General features: G+C 46.2%; 23 protein-coding genes. 15 read left to right on the top strand and 8 right to left on the bottom strand.

The annotated features are described in order from the left end of the window. Positions 1-25: 25 nt before the first annotated feature. Together astD and R8O11_RS21950 are read left to right on the top strand one after the other, a co-directional pair. The gene (gene astD / locus R8O11_RS21955; RefSeq protein ID WP_025768787.1) at positions 26-1,483 is read left to right on the top strand and encodes a succinylglutamate-semialdehyde dehydrogenase; all 1,458 of its coding nucleotides are present in this window, start codon (positions 26-28) and stop codon (positions 1,481-1,483) included. A gap of 248 nt (positions 1,484-1,731) precedes the next feature. Continuing rightward, entirely contained in the window at positions 1,732-2,523 is a 792-nt protein-coding gene (locus tag R8O11_RS21950; protein ID WP_042523639.1) for a DUF1338 domain-containing protein, read from the top strand. A 136-nt stretch (positions 2,524-2,659) separates the two neighbouring features. On the opposite strand, the gene crp is transcribed toward R8O11_RS21950, so the two are convergent. From crp to R8O11_RS21920, 6 genes are all read right to left on the bottom strand, one after another. Then, on the bottom strand, positions 2,660-3,292 hold the full coding sequence (gene crp, locus R8O11_RS21945; protein ID WP_005381432.1) for a cAMP-activated global transcriptional regulator CRP: 633 nt from the start codon (positions 3,290-3,292) through the stop codon (positions 2,660-2,662). Between the two features lie 240 nt (positions 3,293-3,532). Beyond that, entirely contained in the window at positions 3,533-4,402 is an 870-nt protein-coding gene (locus R8O11_RS21940) for a phosphoribulokinase (protein WP_005381434.1), read from the bottom strand. Positions 4,403-4,527: 125 nt separating this feature from the next. Beyond that, positions 4,528-4,740, bottom strand: a complete 213-nt coding sequence (locus R8O11_RS21935; protein WP_005382815.1) for a YheU family protein — start codon at positions 4,738-4,740, stop codon at positions 4,528-4,530. A 33-nt stretch (positions 4,741-4,773) separates the two neighbouring features. Further along, the gene (locus tag R8O11_RS21930; protein ID WP_033907159.1) at positions 4,774-5,781 is read right to left on the bottom strand and encodes a hydrolase; all 1,008 of its coding nucleotides are present in this window, start codon (positions 5,779-5,781) and stop codon (positions 4,774-4,776) included. Between the two features lie 87 nt (positions 5,782-5,868). Next, positions 5,869-6,357, bottom strand: a complete 489-nt coding sequence (locus R8O11_RS21925; RefSeq protein WP_005382813.1) for a TIGR02444 family protein — start codon at positions 6,355-6,357, stop codon at positions 5,869-5,871. Then, positions 6,354-8,273: an ABC transporter ATP-binding protein gene (locus R8O11_RS21920; protein ID WP_042523641.1), complete on the bottom strand. Its 1,920-nt coding sequence runs from the start codon at positions 8,271-8,273 to the stop codon at positions 6,354-6,356. Before R8O11_RS21920 ends, R8O11_RS21925 begins: the two co-directional genes overlap by 4 nt. 209 nt (positions 8,274-8,482) lie before the next feature. Between R8O11_RS21920 and kefG the strand changes: the two genes are divergently transcribed. From kefG to R8O11_RS21895, 5 genes are all read left to right on the top strand, one after another. Next, the gene (gene kefG / locus R8O11_RS21915) at positions 8,483-9,076 is read left to right on the top strand and encodes a glutathione-regulated potassium-efflux system ancillary protein KefG (protein ID WP_005381444.1); all 594 of its coding nucleotides are present in this window, start codon (positions 8,483-8,485) and stop codon (positions 9,074-9,076) included. Further along, positions 9,060-10,859, top strand: coding sequence for a glutathione-regulated potassium-efflux system protein KefB (kefB, locus tag R8O11_RS21910; protein ID WP_238966800.1), 1,800 nt, complete (start codon positions 9,060-9,062; stop codon positions 10,857-10,859). The genes kefG and kefB overlap by 17 nt, the downstream gene beginning before the upstream one ends. 33 nt (positions 10,860-10,892) lie before the next feature. Next, positions 10,893-11,093: a YheV family putative zinc ribbon protein gene (locus R8O11_RS21905; protein WP_005381449.1), complete on the top strand. Its 201-nt coding sequence runs from the start codon at positions 10,893-10,895 to the stop codon at positions 11,091-11,093. 92 nt (positions 11,094-11,185) lie between these two features. Then, positions 11,186-11,737 carry a peptidylprolyl isomerase gene (gene slyD / locus R8O11_RS21900; protein WP_005381451.1) on the top strand — a complete coding sequence of 184 codons (552 nt, stop codon included), beginning with the start codon at positions 11,186-11,188 and terminating at the stop codon, positions 11,735-11,737. 131 nt (positions 11,738-11,868) lie between these two features. Beyond that, positions 11,869-12,810, top strand: coding sequence for an isoaspartyl peptidase/L-asparaginase family protein (locus R8O11_RS21895; protein ID WP_031779066.1), 942 nt, complete (start codon positions 11,869-11,871; stop codon positions 12,808-12,810). Positions 12,811-12,893: 83 nt separating this feature from the next. Here the strand turns inward: R8O11_RS21895 and R8O11_RS21890 are convergent, their stop codons facing one another. Both R8O11_RS21890 and R8O11_RS21885 read right to left on the bottom strand, forming a co-directional pair. Next, entirely contained in the window at positions 12,894-13,121 is a 228-nt protein-coding gene (locus tag R8O11_RS21890; protein WP_005381455.1) for a SlyX family protein, read from the bottom strand. Beyond that, the gene (locus R8O11_RS21885) at positions 13,118-14,104 is read right to left on the bottom strand and encodes a WD40 repeat domain-containing protein (protein WP_005381457.1); all 987 of its coding nucleotides are present in this window, start codon (positions 14,102-14,104) and stop codon (positions 13,118-13,120) included. Before R8O11_RS21885 ends, R8O11_RS21890 begins: the two co-directional genes overlap by 4 nt. 128 nt (positions 14,105-14,232) lie before the next feature. Between R8O11_RS21885 and fkpA the strand changes: the two genes are divergently transcribed. From fkpA to fusA, 8 genes are all read left to right on the top strand, one after another. Then, a complete protein-coding gene (gene fkpA / locus R8O11_RS21880) occupies positions 14,233-15,015 on the top strand; it encodes an FKBP-type peptidyl-prolyl cis-trans isomerase (RefSeq protein WP_017821751.1) in 783 nt (260 codons plus the stop codon). Positions 15,016-15,158: 143 nt separating this feature from the next. Next, positions 15,159-15,881 (top strand): transcriptional regulator, encoded by a 723-nt coding sequence (locus R8O11_RS21875; protein ID WP_005382804.1) that lies wholly within the window; start codon positions 15,159-15,161, stop codon positions 15,879-15,881. Beyond that, a complete protein-coding gene (tusD, locus tag R8O11_RS21870) occupies positions 15,878-16,273 on the top strand; it encodes a sulfurtransferase complex subunit TusD (protein ID WP_047104026.1) in 396 nt (131 codons plus the stop codon). The genes R8O11_RS21875 and tusD overlap by 4 nt, the downstream gene beginning before the upstream one ends. After that, the gene (tusC, locus tag R8O11_RS21865; RefSeq protein ID WP_005382801.1) at positions 16,270-16,626 is read left to right on the top strand and encodes a sulfurtransferase complex subunit TusC; all 357 of its coding nucleotides are present in this window, start codon (positions 16,270-16,272) and stop codon (positions 16,624-16,626) included. The genes tusD and tusC overlap by 4 nt, the downstream gene beginning before the upstream one ends. A gap of 7 nt (positions 16,627-16,633) precedes the next feature. Next, a complete protein-coding gene (gene tusB, locus R8O11_RS21860) occupies positions 16,634-16,909 on the top strand; it encodes a sulfurtransferase complex subunit TusB (RefSeq protein ID WP_318194432.1) in 276 nt (91 codons plus the stop codon). 177 nt (positions 16,910-17,086) lie between these two features. Further along, complete coding sequence (gene rpsL, locus R8O11_RS21855; RefSeq protein WP_004399892.1) at positions 17,087-17,461, top strand: 30S ribosomal protein S12; 375 nt, start codon at positions 17,087-17,089, stop codon at positions 17,459-17,461. Positions 17,462-17,562: 101 nt separating this feature from the next. Next, complete coding sequence (gene rpsG, locus R8O11_RS21850) at positions 17,563-18,033, top strand: 30S ribosomal protein S7 (protein WP_005382796.1); 471 nt, start codon at positions 17,563-17,565, stop codon at positions 18,031-18,033. Between the two features lie 75 nt (positions 18,034-18,108). After that, positions 18,109-20,208, top strand: coding sequence for an elongation factor G (gene fusA / locus R8O11_RS21845; protein ID WP_005382794.1), 2,100 nt, complete (start codon positions 18,109-18,111; stop codon positions 20,206-20,208). Positions 20,209-20,439 lie beyond the last annotated feature (231 nt).

Here is a 20,439-nt window from a genome sequence, read left to right as displayed (position 1 = left end):
ACGACAGAATTTAAGGATAGAAACAATGACACATTGGATTGCAGGTGAATGGGTACAAGGTCAGGGTGAAGCATTTACGTCTCTGTCGCCGTACAACCAAGAAGTGATCTGGCAAGGCAAAGGTGCAACGGCAGAGCAGGTGAACCAGGCGGTATCTGCAGCGCGTGAAGCGTTTATTGACTGGAAAAAGCGTCCATTTTCAGAGCGTGAGGCAATCGTGTTGGCTTTTGCGGAGAAAGTAAAAGAGAACAGCGAAAAAATCGCCGAAGTGATTGCCAAAGAAACCGGTAAGCCGATTTGGGAAACGCGCACTGAAGCAGCAGCCATGGCAGGTAAAATTGCCATTTCGATTCGCGCTTATCATGACCGCACTGGTGAGGCGAGCCGTGAAGCAGCAGGCAACCAAATCGTATTGCGCCACCGCCCATTGGGCGTGATGGCGGTGTTTGGTCCTTACAACTTCCCAGGCCACCTACCAAATGGTCACATTGTGCCTGCGCTACTGGCTGGTAACACGGTAGTCTTCAAACCGTCTGAGCAAACGCCATGGACGGGTGAATTGGCGATGAAGCTATGGGAAGAAGCCGGTCTGCCGAAAGGCGTGATTAACCTTGTTCAAGGCGCGAAAGAAACTGGTATCGCCCTAGCTGACGCAAAAGGCATTGATGGCGTACTGTTTACGGGTAGCGCGAATACGGGGCATGTATTACACCGTCAATTTGCGGGTCAACCAGGCAAGATGCTCGCACTAGAAATGGGTGGTAATAACCCGATGGTGATCTCTGATAAATATGGTGATTTGGATGCCACGGTTTACACCATCATCCAGTCAGCGTTTATCAGTGCTGGGCAGCGTTGTACGTGTGCTCGTCGTTTGTATGTGCCATTGGGTGAAAAAGGCGATGCGCTTATCACCAAACTCGTTGAAGCGACACGCAATATTCGCGTAGACCAACCATTTGCAGAACCTGCGCCATTTATGGGACCGCAAATTTCGGTCGCGGCAGCCAAGTTTATTCTTGATGCACAAGCTAATCTACAGTCTCTTGGCGGTGAAAGCTTGATTGAAGCGAAAGCAGGAGAGGCGGCGTTTGTTTCTCCTGGTATCATTGATGTAACGAACATTGCTGAGTTACCAGATGAAGAATACTTCGGCCCACTTCTGCAAGTGGTGCGCTACGAAGGATTAGACAAAGCCGTGGCGCTAGCAAACGATACGCGCTTTGGCTTATCTGCTGGTTTGGTTTCAACCGACGACCAAGAATGGGAATACTTCGTTGACCACATTCGTGCAGGAATCGTGAACCGTAACCGCCAGCTTACTGGTGCAAGCGGTGATGCGCCATTTGGTGGTCCGGGGGCGTCGGGTAACTTGCGCCCAAGCGCTTACTACGCAGCAGATTACTGTGCGTACCCAATGGCATCAATGGAAGGTCAAGAAACTGTCTTGCCTGCAACATTGAGTCCAGGTGTAGTGCTATAAGTTTTAATAATAGAGTCGCAACTATGCATTGCGGCTCACCTTGCCGGCGCATCATTTAGGTATGGGTTGTAGTGATCGTTGGCAGAACACGAAAAGTGAGCAAAGACTCGGAAAAGCGTGTTGACTGACTGGCATTTACCGTCACAGGTTGATGGTTGCTCGTTCATTATTCTGGACAACTTTTGTTGTGAACGAGCAGCCAACTTCCGCTTACCTTTAAACTCTACATCTCGTAACAAGGAGTCGTTATGACGCCCGATGTGTTATTTGAATCGCTATGGCAAGATTACATTCAACGTCTTTGCCCTTCGGCGGCTAAAGTGCATCAGCTGCTTCAAGAAGATGAGCCTCTGATTAATGATCATATAGCTTTACGTACCTTCAATATCGCGCCTCTTGGTATTGAAACTCTAGCTAAGCCATTTGTAGCTATTGGTTACAAGGCGTGTGGTGATTACGTTTTCGAAAGCAAAAAGCTGGTTGCTAAGCACTATGAGCACCCAGATCCGAAGCAACCTAAAGTATTTATTAGTGAGCTAAAAGTTGAAGAGTGCTCGCCTGAGCTACAAGAGATTGTGAAAAATTTGGTGGCACAAGTCGATGCTGACAAGCTGAACGATAGCGCATTCTTACATGGTGGACGCTTGTGGGATTTAAGCTTTGCTGATTACCAAACGTTGGCTAAAGAAAGTGAGTACGCATCTTGGCTTGCGGCGCATGGTTACGGAGCAAACCACTTCACGGTGAGCGTTAACCAACTCAATGAATATGAAGAAGTGAAGCAGGTAAACGATCATCTGCGTACCGCTGGGTTTACCATTAATGAAAATGGTGGTGAAGTGAAGGGCACTCCTGAGGTGTTGCTAGAGCAGTCATCGACCATGGCAGATAAAGTAGCGGTTCGTTTTAGCGAAGGCACTGAAATTATCCCTGGCGGGTTTTATGAATTTGCTAAGCGCTATCCGATGGAAAATGGTGATTTGTACCCAGGTTTCGTGGCCGCTTCAGCTGACAAAATCTTTGAAAGTACGAATGGCTAAGTTTTAGGGTTAACCTGTTAAGCTTACTCATTAGTGTTCGCTGCACCCTATCTTATTTGGTCATGAGTAAATAAAAAGCCACCAATGTTGCCATTGGTGGCTTTTATAATTTTGTTCGTGTCACTCTAGTTTGAGATTAACGAGTACCGTAAACCACGATGGTTTTACCGTGAGCAGAGATTAGGTTCTGCTCTTCTAGCATCTTCAAAATACGACCTACTGTCTCACGAGAACAGCCAACAATTTGACCGATTTCTTGACGAGTGATCTTGATTTGCATGCCGTCTGGGTGAGTCATTGCGTCTGGTTGTTTTGCAAGGTTCAGAAGCGTCTGAGCGATACGACCAGTTACGTCTAGGAACGCCAGGTCACCCACTTTTTGGCTAGTTACTTGAAGACGACGAGCCATCTGCGCAGAAAGACGCATTAGGATGTCTGGGTTTACTTGGATAAGCTGACGGAACTTCTTGAAAGAAATTTCAGCAACTTCACAAGGAGATTTAGCACGAACCCAAGCTGTGCGCTCTTGGTCTTCCTCGAATAGACCAAGTTCACCAATAAAGTCTCCTTGGTTTAGGTAAGAAAGGATCATCTCCTTACCTTCTTCGTCTTTGATAAGAACCGCAACAGAACCTTTAACGATGTAGTACAAAGTTTCTGCCTTTTCGCCCGCGTGAATTAGCGTGCTCTTTGAAGGGTACTTATGAATATGACAGTGTGAAAGAAACCACTCTAATGTTGGGTCGGTTTGAGGTTTACCTAGAACCATAATATCTCACTTCCTCTGCAGGGTACGCTTGCGCTATCCATATTTTAGCTAAGCCTGAATTAGGCCTACTAGAATAAGAGCACTTTTTATATGCTGCAAGCTCTCTTGTGTTTCGGTAAGAAATAGTATCCTTTTTCGAAAACGATTTCTTGATTTTAATCGTGCCATGATTGAGATTTTGTAAGCAAAACTGTGCACATGATCACGGTATGAAAAGTAAACATCTTCGCAGGCAGGTTTTTAGCCAATTTTCCCTGTTTCGATGAGCTGTTGTAGGATAGGCCGAACTATGAGCTCCATTGCAAAGCTCATCTTACCGCCGGGTACGACAATCGTGTTGTGGCGTGACATGAATGAGCCATCAATCATGGCCAGCAGATATGGGAAGTCGACATTCTTGATACCGCGTAGGCGAATCACCACAAAACTCTCATCCAAACTAGGGATGCCTTTTGCATTAAGTGGGTTGGAAGTATCAACGGTCGGTACGCGCTGGAAGTTGATGTGAGTACGAGAAAACTGCGGAGTGATATAGTTGAGGTAATCGTCCATGGATCGCACGATTGAGTCCATTACCGCTTCACGCGAATGGCCGCGATCGCGAGTGTCACGTACGAATTTTTGTATCCACTCTAAGTTCACAATCGGCACCATGCCAATTAAGAAATCCACATGTTGAGCAACATTAACATCGCCATCGACCACGCCACCATGTAACCCTTCATAAAACAGCACGTCGCTGTTTTCGGGTAAGTCTTGCCACGGTGTAAACGTGCCTGGCATTTGATTGTAGGGAACCGCTTCGTCAAACGTGTGCAGATAACGGCGCACGCTGCCAGTGCCGTCATGCCCGAACTTACGGAAAAACTCTTCTAATCCCGGGAAGTCATTAGCTTGTGGGCCAAAGTAGCTAATGTGTCGACCTTGCTCGCGGGCTTTGCGAATTTCGATGTCCATTTCTGGGCGAGTAAAGCGATGGAAGCTATCGCCTTCAACCCATGCGGGTTTAACGTTCATCATATTGAACATTTTACGGAAGGCTTCAGATGTAGTGGTCGTGCCGGCACCGGACGAACCAGTAACCGCAATAATTGGGTGTTTAGCTGACATGACAAACCTTGTCGAAAATTACTTACCTGTAATGTGCAGTAGAGTTACTACTGCACGGTCGATATCCCACTATAGCACGTAACAATACCTTGTCATCGAGTGGGATACGGTAAAATGTGAAGGGTCTAAAATTTTGTTTTATGTTGAATATCGACGGTTTCGTGTAGCTCAGAGAACACGATAACCGCTTCACCTTTTTCCAATTGAGCTTTAACTTGATCAATTTTGTCTTGCAAAGAAACCTCGACGGTTCCGTAATCCGTTCCTTCGCGTAAGACGAATTCACGAATTAAGTTTTCCAATGTTTCCGGCGCAATGTCTTGCCATGGAATGATCATAAATACCTCTAACTTTTATGATGAGCGGCTAGTTTACTGCGTTCGTTGCTTGGATACAGCAGAAAGGTAATCTGCGGCGATACTTTCGTAATACGCAGGCAGCGCTTCCTCCAACCAAAACTTAGGTTTTAACGCCGTTCCTGTCAGGAAGCCAACATGGCCACCGTGCTCAAAGAGACGGTAATCAATGTTATCTGGCAGAACAAATTTCGGGATCACATCGTCGGTCATGAATGGATCGTCTTTGGCGTGAATGATCAGTGTCGGTAGCGTGATTTGCTGTAGTTTACTTAAGCCAGAGCATTGGTCGTAATAATCTTGTGCGTCTTTAAAGCCGTGCAGTGGTGCCGTGATCAAATCATCGAATTCATACAATCGTGTGACACGTTTTATTGAGTTGTAGGACAGCGCAAGCTCGCCGTGCAATAGATGATGCTTTTGTAACGCGTTACGTTTCAGTGAAGAAAGCAGATAACGGCGATACACTTTCGAAAAGCCTTGTTCAATACGGTTCGCACACGCCGCTAGGTCTAAAGGCGCAGAGATAATAGTCGCTGCATTCAAAATAGGGTGGTCTTTATATTGGGCTAAATAATTCGCCAACATGTTACCGCCAAGAGAAATACCAACTGCAACTTTGGGATTATCAGGAAAACGTTGTTCAAGGTGCTCTAGGAAGTAACGAGCATCCGTCACTTCACCCGAATGGTAAGCTCGTGCTTTTTTGTTTGGTTTACCGCTGCAGCCACGAAAATGCATCATCACCGACAGCCATCCAGATTGAGCAAATGCATTCATTAACCCATTGGCATAAGGGCTATAGAAGCACCCCTCTAACCCATGAAATAAAACAAAAATCGGCTTTTTTTGTGCAGGCTCTTGGGTTGGGTCCTCGCTCCACGCGAGATCGAGAAAGTCGCCATCGGATGTATCGAGGGTTTGCCAAATCGGCGTAAACAACGCTTTTTTGCGAATAAAACGCGGCAAAAGCGTTTGGAGATGCGGGTTTTTGATCCCGGCGGCTGCGAAAAATTGTGTCATACCTAACTGCTCTTATGCGGTCCTTCGGTGTCCGTTGAAGAACTTATTAATATAATCCTTTATAAAGATTATAGGTATTCTACAGATTTATGGGCGTTTTGGTGGTTGAATGTTTGGCACCGGCATAGCAAAGGCTTGCTGCAAATGCTCCCCACCGAGTTGACGACAGTATCTCAACGTCAGTGGGTCACCATCATTTTTGAGTAGTGCAAGTGAGTTAATGCAGTCCACCAAATCCGCTTGTTGCTGCTTTTCTAGTTGCAGCTCAAACTGCAAGGTCTCACGATACAAAGCGTCATTGACTTGAGACTTAAGGTGGCGACGAAGGTCGCGAAAGGAGTGAAGTAAAGTTTCGCTTCTACCTAGACAGTCTTGCACCAAGGGCCAGTCTTTTTCTTGGAAAATGAGTTGCTGCTCATCGAGCCATCTGAGCAGCAGGAGTAGGTTCACGTTACCGTGGTAGTTGTTTTGCAATGATAAGCACGCCTCTTTCACTTCTCGCACACCATAAAACTGCAGACTAAACTGCCAAAGGTGTTCTAGGGTGAGTGTGTATTCAGCGTGTTGATTACTCATTGATTAAACTCTAGCTCCATCTGCTCCAACGTTTCTTGAGCAGACATCCATTCCATTTCAATTTCTTCGAGCTCAGCCTTACTAGAAGCTTGAAGTGCCAGCACTTGGTTAAGTTTAGCTTTATTTTCGGCCGCATACAGTGAGTTGTCCGCCAATTGTTCTTCAGCTTCGGCCAGTGCAGCACCTAACTTATCCATTTTATTTTCTAGTTGTGTCAGCGTTTTGCGAATTGGCGCTGTCTGTTTTCGAAACTCTGCATCGCGACGTTTTTGCTCTTTCTTCGCAGCTGCGCTGTTGGCCGTATCTTTGCTTGGCTGCGCAGCCTGCGCTTCTTTGCGTTCCGCTCTTTGTTGTTCGGTTAACCATTTATAATAGTCATTTAAATCACCGTCGAACGGAGCAACTTGTCGATCATGCACTAAATACAAGTCATCGGTCGTAGCGCGCAGTAAATAGCGGTCGTGCGAAACAATCACCATCGCACCTTCGAATGTTTGCAGTGCCATCGTAAGTGCTTGGCGCATGTCCAAGTCTAAGTGGTTGGTCGGTTCATCAAGTAGCAACAGGTTTGGCTTTTGCCACACAATTAAAGCCAACACCAAACGGGCTTTTTCGCCACCAGAAAACGGCGCAACTTTTTCTAGTGCTTTGTCACCTTGGAAGCCAAAGCTACCTAGGTAATCACGTAGCTGCTGTTCGGTTTGATCGGGTGCGATTTGCATCATGTGTTGCAGCGGCGTTTCTTCAGGATGAAGCGTTTCTAACTGGTGCTGAGCGAAGTAACCAATTTTCACGCCTTGTGAGTAAGTTAGGTCACCACCTTGCGCGTTAAGTTCACCAGAGAGCAGCTTGATTAAGGTCGATTTACCCGCACCATTACGGCCGAGTAGACCAATACGACTGCCAGGAACCAAGTTCAAGCGGATCTTCTCTAAGATGAGGTTGTCACCGTAACCTGCAGATACTTCATCCATCATCATGATTGGGTTTGGCAGCGCAGCTGGCTCACGGAATTGAAAGCTAAATGGGTTATCGAATTGAGCTGGCAGTACTTTTTCCATGCGCTCCAAAGCTTTGATACGGCTTTGGGCTTGGCGTGCTTTTGATGCTTTGTAACGGAAGCGGTCGATGTAGCTTTGCATGTGCGACATCTGCTTCTGTTGCTTTTCAAACATCGCTTGTTGTAACACCATTTTTTGTGCACGTTGGTTTTCGAATGACGAGTAGTTACCCGTGTATTCGTTCAGCTGCTGATTCTCGATGTGAATGATGCGACCAACGATCGGATCCAAGAAGTCACGGTCGTGCGAGATCAGGATCAGTGTGCCTGGGTAGTTTTGTAGCCAACGTTCAAGCCACATCACTGCGTCTAAGTCCAAGTGGTTGGTTGGCTCATCGAGTAGCAATAAGTCAGAACGGCACAATAGCGCCTGGGCTAAGTTAAGGCGCATACGCCAACCACCTGAGAATTGAGTCAAACTCCAACTCATTTGCTCTTGGCTGAACCCTAAACCATCGAGCAGTTCTGCCGCGCGAGCGCGAATGCTGTAACCACCAATGGTTTCAATTTTACCGTGTATCTCGGCAACTAGGGTTCCGTTGTCTTGTGTTTCTGCTTCAGCTAACTGCTTTTCGAGAGCGCGGTACTCGCGATCACCATCAATGACGTATTCCAGTGCAGTGCGCTCTAGCGCAGGCGTTTCCTGTGCGACCCAGGCCAACTCCCAGTGTTGAGGTTGGCTAAATGAGCCAGCATCAATTGACAGTTCATCTTTCAGTAGGGCAAACAGCGTTGATTTACCGCAGCCGTTTTTGCCCACAAGACCGACTTTATCGCCAGGGTGAATAGTCGCAGAAGCTTGGTCTAAAAGAGGTTTACCGCCACGCAGTAACTGAATATCAGAGAAGGTAATCATAAAGTTTTCATTCACTTTGCGCAGTGCGCGTTGCTTGGTTACATAGCGAAGTGGTTTCAATCGTTTTTAAAGCCACTTGGGTATATATCTAGCGGTGAATAGTAGGGGTATTGGCCGGAAAAGTCGATTGATTCGCTTTAATTGCATTATGCTGTACAAAAAAGTATAACAATTTGATAACGGATAAAAATAACCACAAGGACGACCATTTGGCTGTTGCACCGTCTATTCTCCCAAAAGTTCTGGTCATTTATGCTCATCCAGAGCCACATAACTCGATTGCCAATCAAGTGATGATAAAAAAAGCTCAGTCGCTTGATCACGTCACTGTGCACGATCTTTACGGTGTTTACCCCGATTTCTTTATTGATGTGAATTACGAACATGAGTTGTTGCTCGCTCACGATGTGATTGTATTTCACCACCCACTTTATATGTATTCATGTCCAGCCCTATTAAAAGAGTGGCTAGACCGAGTTTTAGGTAAAGGCTTTGCGTTTGGCGGAGGTGCGGCGCTAGAAGGAAAATACTGGCGCAGTGTCATTACAACAGGTGGTAAAGAAGAAGCCTTCAGCGCGAAGGGGTACAACAAATACCCACTTGAGCAAATCTTGCAACCGTTTGAACTGACGGCAGCCCTATGCCAAATGCACTGGATTGAACCTCTGGTGTTGTATTGGTCAAGAAATGTTTCGGATATTGAACGCTACGAACATGCCGAGTTATACCGTGGATGGCTGAGTAACCCACTTGAAAACTGGCAAGCGGCAGATCGAGGAGGTCAGTATGGCGATCACCAGTGAGTTTCTTCAAAGCAGTGTGGTCTTTCTTTCGGCTGCGGTTATTGCGGTGCCGATTGCTCAGCGCCTTGGGCTTGGCTCGGTTTTAGGTTATTTACTCGCTGGTGTGTTGATTGGCCCATGGGGGCTTGGCTTAATTAGCGACGTTGATGCCATTTTGCATTTTGCCGAGCTTGGGGTTGTGTTGTTACTGTTTTTGATAGGGCTGGAATTAAACCCTAAAAAATTGTGGCAGATGCGAGGGCCGATTTTAGGTTTAGGCGGTGCGCAGGTTGTGGTCACGACCGCCGTGATTGGTAGTGTCGTCAGTATGTTTGGCGTAAGCATGCAAGTGAGTTTGGTGATCGGGATGGGGTTGGCGCTGTCCTCGACGGCGATTGCGCTTAAAGTCATTGAAGAGCAAGGGCTTAATGGTACCGAAACGGGGCAATCTGGTTTTGCGGTGCTGCTCTTTCAAGATATTGCAGTGATCCCGATGCTGGCGATGTTGCCCTTGCTAGCAGGCGGGCATAATAGTGGTGGAAGTTGGTTGGATGTCTTCACTATTTTAGGCAGTGTGGTAGCACTGTTGATTGGAGGTCACTTTTTACTACGTCCGCTATTTCGTTTTGTCGTGATGAGCGGCGTTCGTGAGCTCTTTACCGTTGCTGCACTTTTAGTCGTGCTTGGCATTTCGGTCGTGATGCAAAAGCTTGGCCTTTCGATGGCATTGGGGACTTTTTTAGCAGGCGTTTTGCTGGCAGAGAGTGAGTATCGCCATGAGCTGGAAATCGCTATCGAGCCATTTAAAGGTCTGTTGTTGGGGTTATTCTTTATTGCGGTGGGCATGGCGGTAAACTTGGGGTTATTGGCATTACACCCTTTAGAGATTCTCGGTGCGGTGGTGGCTTTGGTCGTGGTTAAGGGTTTGGTTTTGTATGCATTGGCGAGAGCTGCCCGTGTCGGAGCCAAAGCGAGAAGCCGTATGGCTGCAATTTTGAGCCAAGGCGGTGAGTTTGCCTTTGTCATATTTACCGCGGCGAGCCAAGAGGGCATTTTGTCCAAAGAGCAAGTGGCGTTTCTGTTGGTGGTGGTCAGTCTATCCATGGTGACGACTCCTCTTTTGCTGATGGGACAAAAGAAGTGGTTTGCTCATACCCTGAATCAAGAAGAAGAGGGCATGACCACGAAAGTCGTGGATCGCCGACCACGCGTTATCATTGCAGGCTTTGGACGTTTCGGTCAGATCGTCGGACGTTTAATGTATGCCAATAAAATCAAAGTGACAGTATTAGAAAGTGATGCCAGCCAAATCCACCTATTACGTAAGTATGGTTACAAAGTGTTTTATGGCGATGCTACACAAATTGACCTATTGAGGGCTGCTGGCGCTGATAAAGCGGAAGCATTGATTATTTGTACTGATTCACCTGATGAGGTGATGGCCATCGTGGACATTTGTCGCGTGCACTTCCCGAAACTTAAGTTGTTAGCCCGAGCAAGAAGCCGTGTCGAGGCTTACCAGTTAATGAGTCATGGTGTAGAGAATTACTCTCGTGAAACATTTTTAGGGGCGCTAGATCTCGGTCGCCAAGCGCTCGTAGAACTGGGTATGCATCCTTATCAAGCAAAGCGGGCAGAAGCACATTTTCGCAAGTTAGATAATGCTATGCTTAAGGACTTATTGCCTCAACACAATGAAGATAAGAAATTAGCTCAAAGAGCGAAAGAGGCCCGCAAAGAGCTAGAAGAAATATTTGGTCGTGAAATGGAGAGCGACCATCAGTCACCTAATCATTGGAAGTAGTACTTGAGCCAAGACTCAAGCTAAGGAAATAGCGTGAAAATCAAGAAACGTTTTATTGCCGGCGCTAGCTGCCCAAATTGCAGCCAGCAAGATACCCTGCGCTGGTGGATTGAAAATAACATCGAATTAGTTGAGTGTGTCGAGTGTGAGTTTACAGAGCAGCGTAAACCACAATCTGTAGAGAAAAATAAACACTCAGATCAGGAAATGATCGGAATTTTTAAGCCGGAGTAATTGAACTTCGATAATTGATCCCCATAATACACCCAGATATCTCAGTACTTAACCCCATTCAGGTTAAGTCAATTAATCTCCCTGGAGTTAGTATGAAAATTGAAAAGAACGTTGTTGCAAGCCTTGCATACAAAGTAATGATGGAAGACGGTGTCGTTGTTGATCAATCAACAGCAGAAGCACCTCTAGATTACCTTCACGGGCACAACAACCTAATCACAGGTCTTGAAAAAGAACTTGAAGGTAAAGTGGCTGGCGACAAGTTCTCAGTAACGGTAGCTCCTGAAGAAGCTTACGGTGAGCACAACGATGCGCTAGTACAGCGCGTTCCTGCGGACGTGTTCCAAGGCGTTGAGCAAATCGAAGTGGGCATGCGCTTCCTAGCTGACACTGACCAAGGTCCAATCCCTGTTGAAGTAACAGAAGTTGACGGCAACGAAGTGGTTGTTGACGGTAACCATATGTTAGCTGGTCAAACACTAACTTTCGAAGTAGAAGTTATGTCTACACGTGAAGCAACAGCAGAAGAGATCGAACACGGTCACATCCACCAAGGTGGTGGCTGTTGTGGTGGTCACGATCATGACCACGATCACGAAGAAGAAGGCGGCTGCTGTGGCGGCGGTAGCTGTGGTTCTCACTAATCATAAGCTCCTTCACTAGATAATCTTATCTAGCAAAGCTTTGAAAAGCGCAAGTTGAGTTTTCAACTTGCGCTTTTTGTTTATCTAAGGTGTAGTGCCAACCATACAAGGAATAACAGTTGGACAAAGTGATGACGAAACCTTTCTCGATTGCCATTCATGGTGGTGCGGGCACCATCTTGCGTGAACAGATGAGCGATGAGCTGCAACAATCCATCTTGGCGGATTTAGAAGCTGCGGTAAAAGCGGGACATCAAATTCTAGAAACGGGCGGTGAAGCCTTAGATGCCGTCGTAGCGGCAGTGAAAGTATTGGAAGACTCTCCTAACTTTAATGCGGGTAAAGGCTCAGTGCTGACCAACAACGAAATGGTCGAAATGGACGCTTCTGTAATGGATGGTAGAAACCAAGCGGCAGGTGCTGTTGCCGGTGTTCGTCATATCAGAAACCCAATTGAGCTCGCTCGTGACGTGATGCGAAACAGCAATCATGTGCTGTTGGTGGGTGAGGGCGCAGAGAAGTTTGCTTTTGAGCAAGGCCATGAGTATACCGAGCAAGATTACTTCTTTACTGATCGCCGTTATGAGCAGTTGCTGTCTATGCGTGAGAAAGGACTGTTTGCTTTGTCGGAATCTCGTTACCCAGATGACCGTAAGCACGGTACGGTTGGTGCGGTGGCATTGGACCAACAAGGCAACTTAGCCGCTGCCACCAGTACGGGTGGCGTGACGAATAAGAAATACAACCGAGTCGGAGATTCTGCTCTTATTGGTTGTGGTACGGTGGCCGAAAATGGCGTCGTGGCAGTTTCCACTACGGGTGTCGGCGAGTTCTTTATTCGTAAACGTGTTGCGGAAGACGTTGCAGCACGTATGCGTTACTTACAAGAAGATATTCATACGGCTTGTGAACACATTATCCAAGGTGATCTCAAACAGATGGGCGGAGAGGGCGGTTTGATTGCCATTGATGCTAAAGGTGAGATGCACTTTGCGATGAACAGTTCTGGCATGTACCGAGCAGGCATTAATACGCAAGGCGAGCTGAGCGTTAAAATCTACGCCGACGAATAGCTTCCTCTTGAGTACCTTCTTAAGTAATTAATACAACAAAGCCCAGAACATGTTCTGGGCTTTATGCTATTTGAGCCTGCATTTTAATAATGCGGTGGTGGGGTTTCTTCTGACGGATCGGCTAAATTCGACGAGTCCATATTTTTTACTTTACCTACCACATATTTCATCTGATCGAGCATCTTGGTAATTTGCAGTTGTTGCTGCGATAAAGCGCCGTTCAGATCTTCAATAGTCTGTTCTTGGAACGCAAGCTGACATTCTAAGTCATTAATGCGTGCTTCCAATTGCTGAATGATTTTTTCTGTCATGATCCGTTCTCTAACTGCCAAGCTTGGGCAATACCTGCTGAAGTAGCAGTAATTACGCGTTGTTTTGAATCAAAAGCTGCATCATACACGACCGCACGGGGAGGGCGAGTGTCTTTTTTGGGCTCCACTTCAAATCCACTCATTCGTTTTCCGGTTTGAGTATCCCATATTGACACACGGCCAGAAGGGCTTCCTGTGACTAGTTGAGTCCCGTCGTCAGAAAATCGTGCGGTAGAGAAAATTAATTGGCGTGACCAACTGCTCAACTGTGTGACTTCTTGTCCAGTTTTTAAATCCCAAACAATCGCTTGGTTTCCGCCATCAGATGTCATTGCTAATTTTCCATCTCTTTGCAGGGCCACGCGAACAATTCGTTGTTCATGTTCGAAAGTTCGTAGTACTTGTCCGGTTTCGGTGTCCCACAGATACGCTTTATAGTCATTACCTCCGGTTAGGGCGAAGCGCCCATTAGGAGAAATGGCCACGGAATTGACTTTTTCACGATGCGCAAGGAACTCCATGCGACGCCCGGTGACTAAGTTGACATAAATTGCTTTACCGTTGGATAACCCAAGCAGAACTTGTTCACCATTACTGGTGATATCAACGTCGCGAATGAGCGCATCAGAGATAGACCAAAGGCCTTCGGATTGCGTCCAGCCTAGGTCCCAAACTGCGAAGTTCATTTGGCTTGCTGTAATTGCGTAGCGACCATTGTCAGATATGCGGATATGGGAAACCACATTGGCATCGGCATCGAGTTCACCCAGATTGGCTAGTTGTTCATTTTGCTCTAGGTCCCACAACATCAAATGACGTTGTTGAGAATAGAGCAGAGCAAACCGTCCATCTCTGCTAAGTGCGAAGCTCGTCGCACCTTGAGGTTCTATCGGCCAACGCTGCACTTCACGCTCGGCGAAAAAGCAACCATTTAACGTGGTGATGACAATTAAATATAGGAATAAATGAAAAATTCTTTGCATCACATCTAATAATCCGGTTTGTGTCTTAAGACATATAGCTAGTATATTGGTATAACGATTGTCTTCACTAGTCTCATAGAAGATTTGTGCACAACAACCAATGGCAGAGCCATTATTGGGAGAATTTAATGAAATCAGTTTTAAAAGTGTCGCTACTTGCTGCAACAGTTATGCTAGCGGTAGGTTGTCAGAAAGAAGAAACTAAAACAGAAACCGCACCTCAAGCAGAACAAGTTCAAGCAGAAACCGGTAAAGCGGTTCACTTTAAAACCGACGACGACAAAGCGGCATACGCAATCGGTGTTTCATTTGCTAACTACCTAAGCACAAGCATCGACAAGCCAAGCGAAATCGGCATTAATCTTAACAAAGATTTGGTACTAAAAGGTATCGAAGACGTCTTCAAAGGCAATGCTGAATTGAATGAAGAAGAAACACGTGCAGCACTAGAATCTCTAGACAAGCGTGTTGCAGAAAAGATGCAAGCACAAGCGGCTGAGAAAGCAGCTGAAGCGAAAAAAGCTGGCGATGATTTCCGTGCTGAGTTTGAGAAGCAAGAAGGCGTAGTGAAGACAGATACAGGTCTTCTATACCAAGTAATGACACCAGCTGAAGGTGAGAAGCCAAAAGACACTGATACGGTTCAAGTACACTACAAAGGTACTCTGATCGACGGTACTCAGTTCGACAGCTCATACGATCGTGGTGAACCTGCAACGTTCCCACTTAACCGTGTAATCCCAGGTTGGACAGAGGGTGTTCAGCTAATGCCTGTGGGTTCTAAATTCAAATTCGTTATCCCGCCAGAGCTAGCATACGGTGACCAAGACACACCAAGCATTCCTGCTAACTCAACGCTAGTATTTGAAGTTGAGCTGCTAAAAGTTGAGAACGACAACGCAGAGCAATAACAATAAGCTGCGATAAGTTATTGAAAAAGGTCCGTTTAACGGGCCTTTTTTGTTCTAGGTCACTAGTTGGTGAGTTTGCTAGGTTGCTTTTCAAATTTTCTGATAAACTTACACCAATTTGTTGATTTTTCGCTCGAAGGCTTATGACAACTACAGAAACAATAAACGCGGAGATGTTGCTCGAAATGGAATCCGTTAACGTGATGCCGTTTACCGAGCACGACAAAATCATTTTAAGATCTTATGAGGCGGTCGTGGATGGTATCGCCAGCCTGATAGGTCCATTTTGTGAAATCGTTCTTCACTCTCTAGAAGACTTAAATACCTCTGCAATTAAAATCGCTAACGGTGAAAACACGGGGCGCCAAGTCGGCTCACCAATCACTGATTTAGCGCTTAAGATGCTAAAAGACATCGAAGGCTCGGAGCGCAACTTCTCACGTTCGTACTTTACCCGTGCAAAAGGTGGCGTGTTGATGAAGTCGATTACTGTCGCCATTCGTAATGGCGAAAATCGCGTGATTGGTTTGTTGTGTATCAACGTCAACTTGGATGCGCCTTTCTCGCAAGTCCTTCAGTCTTTCATGCCGACGCAAGAAGCGAAAGAAGCGGCTTCCTCGGTCAACTTTGCTAGTGACGTAGAAGAGCTGGTGGACCAAACTGTTGAACGCACCATCGAAGAGATCAATGCGGATAAATCCGTGTCTAACAACACCAAAAATCGCCAGATCGTGATGGAGTTGTACGACAAAGGTATCTTCGATATTAAAGATGCCATCAACCGTGTCGCGGATCGCCTTAATATTTCAAAACACACCGTTTACTTGTACATTCGTCAACGTAAAACCGAGGATGATGAAAGGTGAGTAAACTGACTTACACGTTAGTGGTGAATGGTCCCGTTTATGGCAGCCAGTCAGCGCGCAGTGCTTATCAGTTCGCCAAAGTGGTGATAGAGCAAGGCCATCAGCTAGTGAGCGTCTTCTTTTATCAAGATGGTGTGACTAATGGTACTGCTTTGAGTGTGCCAGCCAACGATGAATTTGATCTCAATAAGGCGTGGCAGTCTTTGGCTAAAGAGCATGGTGTTCGCCTAGAAACTTGTGTCGCGGCCGCTTTGCGTCGCGGGATTGTAAGTGAAGAAGAAGCGAATCAACATGGTTTGGTTCAGAACAATCTAGCCGATGGTTTTGAACAAGCAGGCTTAGGTAGCCTAGCTGAAGCGATGTTAACCCAAGACAGAGTGGTACAGTTTTGAGTCAGTTAACTTATCTATTTCGTAGTGCGCCACATGGCAGTGCAGCTGGTCGTGAAGGTGTGGATGCACTGTTAGCCGCGTCGGCTTACTGTGAAGATATCAGCGTCATTTTCATGGGTGACGGGGTATACCAGCTTCTACTCGGACAAGACCCCAACAATATTTTGAGTAAAGATTACGCGCCGATGTTAAAGCTTTTCGATTTATACGACATCGAACAAGTCTTTGTGTGTTCAGAGTCGTTAACCCAGCGAGGTTTGGCGCAAGCGGATTTAGTCATTGAAGCCCAAGCGTTAAGCTCAGAACAGCTCAAAGATAAGTTACAACACGCTGGCAAGCTACTGTCTTTTTGAGGAAGTTATGTTACACATCATAAAAACAGTCTCTGCTCTAGAAGACGCCATGCCCTTATGCAGTGAACAGGATGACATCTTACTTATAGAAGATGCAGTGTACGCTGCTAACTCGCAACATAAAGCATGTTCCTACCTAAAAAACCGCAGCGTATTTGTGTTAGAGAGCGATGCGCAAGCTCGCGGTATTGCAAATCGTATCAGTCCATCGCTGACGATTGTGAATTACTCAGGCTTCGTTGAACTAACAGCAAAACAGGATAAATCCCTAACTTGGGATTGAACAAGATTTGCTGTCGACAAAGCTTTACGGATGAATTGTTCTAATTGAACAAAAAAGATCCGTATATTTCTTGACACACCTCTCACTGCTGCATAGAATTTTGCGTCCCTAACTGCATTGGCAGTTGGGGATAGATTTTTCACAAAGCTTACTTTCAAGTAAATCAGGAGCTAGTTAATGGCAACTATTAACCAGTTGGTACGTAAGCCACGTGCAAAGCAAGTTGTTAAAAGCAACGTGCCTGCACTAGAAGCGTGCCCACAAAAACGTGGTGTATGTACTCGTGTTTACACTACTACACCTAAAAAACCTAACTCAGCACTTCGTAAAGTTTGTCGTGTACGTCTGACAAACGGCTTCGAAGTTACATCGTACATCGGCGGTGAAGGTCACAACCTTCAAGAGCACTCAGTTGTTCTAATCCGTGGTGGTCGTGTTAAAGACCTTCCAGGTGTGCGTTACCACACTGTTCGCGGCGCACTAGACTGTGCTGGCGTAAATGACCGTAAACAAGGTCGTTCTAAGTACGGTGTGAAGCGTCCTAAGTCTTAATGGATTCCGTTAAGTAAGGCCAAACACTAAATTATTTTTAATTTTTTGAAAAAACTGAAAAGTTTTGGATAAAACCTGAAGAAGACAACGGAGATAAATCCATGCCACGTCGTCGCGTCATTGGTCAGCGTAAGATCCTTCCAGATCCAAAATTCAAATCTGAATTGCTGGCAAAATTCGTTAACATCCTAATGGTTGACGGTAAAAAATCTACTGCAGAGAAAATCGTTTACACTGCACTAGATGCTATGGCTGAAAAGTCTGGTAAAGACCACTTAGCTATTTTTGAAGAAGCTCTTGAAAACGTTCGCCCAGCGGTAGAGGTTAAATCTCGCCGTGTTGGTGGTTCAACTTACCAAGTACCTGTAGAAGTACGTCCGGTTCGCCGTAACGCACTTGCTATGCGTTGGTTGGTTGAAGCTGCGCGCAAGCGTGGTGAAAAATCTATGGCTCAACGCCTAGCTGCTGAAATGCTAGACGCGTCTGAGAACAAAGGTACTGCGGTTAAGAAACGTGAAGACGTTCACCGCATGGCTGACGCAAACAAAGCGTTCGCTCATTACCGTTGGTAATACCTTCTGTGCTGCGAGGTTCTCTCGCAGCACTTTTCTATACTCTAAGGTACACCTTAGTAAGAGGATACAATCGTGGCTCGTAAAACTCCTATTGAGCTATACCGTAATATCGGTATCTGTGCTCACGTAGATGCAGGAAAAACAACCACAACTGAGCGTATTCTGTTCTACACTGGCCTTTCTCACAAAATCGGCGAAGTTCACGATGGTGCAGCAACCATGGACTGGATGGAGCAGGAGCAGGAGCGTGGTATCACTATCACATCCGCTGCGACTACTACATTCTGGCGTGGTATGGAAGCACAGTTCCCTGAGCATCGCGTAAACATCATTGATACCCCTGGACACGTTGACTTTACTATCGAAGTAGAGCGTTCTCTTCGTGTACTTGATGGTGCTGTGGTTGTGTTCTGTGGCTCATCTGGTGTTGAACCTCAGTCTGAAACTGTATGGCGTCAAGCAGACAAATACCACGTTCCACGTTTGGTATTTGTAAACAAGATGGACCGTGCGGGCGCAGACTTCCTACGCGTTGTGAACCAAATTAAGAATCGTCTTGGTGCGACTCCTGTTCCAATCCAGCTGAACGTTGGTGCGGAAGATGAGTTCAGAGGTGTCATCGACCTTATCAAGATGAAAATGATCAACTGGAATGATGCCGATCAAGGCACTTCGTTTACTTACGAAGACATCCCAGCTGACATGATTGAACTTGCTGAAGAGTGGCGCAACCACATGGTTGAATCCGCTGCTGAAGCTAGCGAAGAGCTGATGGACAAGTACCTTGAAGAAGGTGAATTGACTGAAGCTGAGCTCAAACAAGCTCTACGTACTCGCACACTAAATAACGAAATCGTACTGGCTACTTGTGGTAGTGCGTTTAAGAACAAAGGTGTTCAAGCGGTACTGGATGCAGTAGTTGAGTTCTTGCCATCGCCTGTTGACGTACCTGCAATTAAAGGTGTCGACGAAAGAGAAAATGAAGTTGAGCGTCATGCTGACGACAACGAACCTTTCTCAGCGCTAGCGTTTAAGATTGCGACTGACCCATTCGTGGGCACGCTAACTTTCATGCGTGTTTACTCCGGTGTTGTAAACTCGGGTGACGCTGTTTACAACTCAGTAAAAGAGAAGAAAGAGCGTTTCGGTCGTATCGTTCAGATGCATGCGAATAAGCGTGAAGAAGTGAAAGAAGTTCGCGCTGGTGATATTGCAGCTGCTATCGGTCTGAAAGACGTAACAACAGGTGACACACTGTGTGATCAGAACCACAAAGTGATTCTAGAACGCATGGAGTTCCCTGAACCAGTTATTCAGATTGCTGTAGAGCCTCGTTCTAAGGCAGACCAAGAGAAAATGGCTATCGCGCTAGGTAAACTAGCAGCGGAAGATCCATCATTCCGCGTGGAAACGGACGACGAATCAGGTCAGACTCTGATCTCAGGTATGGGTGAACTTCACCTAGACATTATCGTTGATCGTATGAAGCGTGAATTCAGCGTTGATTGTAACGTTGGTAAACCTCAGGTTGCTTATCGTGAAACCATTCGTGGTAAAGCGGAAGTTGAAGGTAAGTTTGTTCGTCAATCAGGTGGTCGTGGTCAATACGGTCATGTTTGGGTCAAACTTGAGCCTTCTGAGCCTGGTGAAGGTTTCGTATTCGTAGACGAAATCGTGGGCGGTGTGATTCCTAAGGAATACATCAGTTCGGTATCGAAAGGTATCGAAGAGCAAATGAATAGTGGTGTTCTAGCGGGTTACCCTGTACTAGATATTAAAGCTACACTATTTGATGGTTCTTACCACGATGTAGACTCAAGCGAGATGGCGTTTAAGATCGCTGGCTCGATGGCATTCAAGAAAGGTGCACTAGAAGCACAACCTGTGATTCTAGAACCTATGATGAATGTCGAAGTAACCACTCCGGAAGACTGGATGGGTGACGTTGTTGGTGACCTAAACCGTCGTCGCGGTATCATTGAAGGCATGGACGAAGGTGTGGCTGGTCTTAAGATCATCCGTGCTCAAGTACCACTATCCGAAATGTTCGGTTACGCAACTGATCTACGTTCTGCAACTCAAGGCCGTGCGTCTTACTCTATGGAGTTTCACGAGTACGCTGAAGTGCCGAAAAACTTCGCAGATAAAATTATTGCAGAGCGTGGTTACTAATTGACGATTGAACTGCAAAAAGTTTACGACTTTTTGCGAGATCAGGGCGTCCAAATATTGCGCTAACGGGCGTTGGCGCATAAAATAACAATTTCTGGCGCGTCGTCGATCAATAATGATCACGACGAATCATAACTAGGAAGGAACACGATCGTGTCTAAAGAAAAATTTGAACGTACGAAACCGCACGTTAACGTTGGTACTATCGGCCACGTTGACCACGGTAAAACA

The sequence above is a fragment of the Vibrio sp. 1288 genome (genome assembly GCF_033344475.1).
This window is presented reverse-complemented; position numbering and strand designations above follow the sequence as displayed.

Coding starts and splice junctions, on each gene's coding strand:
- astD (WP_025768787.1), top strand. CDS start 26: ATGACACATTGGATTGCAGGTGAATGGGTACAAGGTCAGGGTGAAGCA.
- R8O11_RS21950 (WP_042523639.1), top strand. CDS start 1,732: ATGACGCCCGATGTGTTATTTGAATCGCTATGGCAAGATTACATTCAA.
- crp (WP_005381432.1), bottom strand. CDS start 3,292: ATGGTTCTAGGTAAACCTCAAACCGACCCAACATTAGAGTGGTTTCTT.
- R8O11_RS21940 (WP_005381434.1), bottom strand. CDS start 4,402: ATGTCAGCTAAACACCCAATTATTGCGGTTACTGGTTCGTCCGGTGCC.
- R8O11_RS21935 (WP_005382815.1), bottom strand. CDS start 4,740: ATGATCATTCCATGGCAAGACATTGCGCCGGAAACATTGGAAAACTTA.
- R8O11_RS21930 (WP_033907159.1), bottom strand. CDS start 5,781: ATGACACAATTTTTCGCAGCCGCCGGGATCAAAAACCCGCATCTCCAA.
- R8O11_RS21925 (WP_005382813.1), bottom strand. CDS start 6,357: ATGAGTAATCAACACGCTGAATACACACTCACCCTAGAACACCTTTGG.
- R8O11_RS21920 (WP_042523641.1), bottom strand. CDS start 8,273: ATGATTACCTTCTCTGATATTCAGTTACTGCGTGGCGGTAAACCTCTT.
- kefB (WP_238966800.1), top strand. CDS start 9,060: ATGGCGATCACCAGTGAGTTTCTTCAAAGCAGTGTGGTCTTTCTTTCG.
- slyD (WP_005381451.1), top strand. CDS start 11,186: ATGAAAATTGAAAAGAACGTTGTTGCAAGCCTTGCATACAAAGTAATG.
- R8O11_RS21895 (WP_031779066.1), top strand. CDS start 11,869: ATGACGAAACCTTTCTCGATTGCCATTCATGGTGGTGCGGGCACCATC.
- R8O11_RS21890 (WP_005381455.1), bottom strand. CDS start 13,121: ATGACAGAAAAAATCATTCAGCAATTGGAAGCACGCATTAATGACTTA.
- R8O11_RS21885 (WP_005381457.1), bottom strand. CDS start 14,104: ATGCAAAGAATTTTTCATTTATTCCTATATTTAATTGTCATCACCACG.
- fkpA (WP_017821751.1), top strand. CDS start 14,233: ATGAAATCAGTTTTAAAAGTGTCGCTACTTGCTGCAACAGTTATGCTA.
- R8O11_RS21875 (WP_005382804.1), top strand. CDS start 15,159: ATGACAACTACAGAAACAATAAACGCGGAGATGTTGCTCGAAATGGAA.
- tusB (WP_318194432.1), top strand. CDS start 16,634: ATGTTACACATCATAAAAACAGTCTCTGCTCTAGAAGACGCCATGCCC.
- rpsL (WP_004399892.1), top strand. CDS start 17,087: ATGGCAACTATTAACCAGTTGGTACGTAAGCCACGTGCAAAGCAAGTT.
- rpsG (WP_005382796.1), top strand. CDS start 17,563: ATGCCACGTCGTCGCGTCATTGGTCAGCGTAAGATCCTTCCAGATCCA.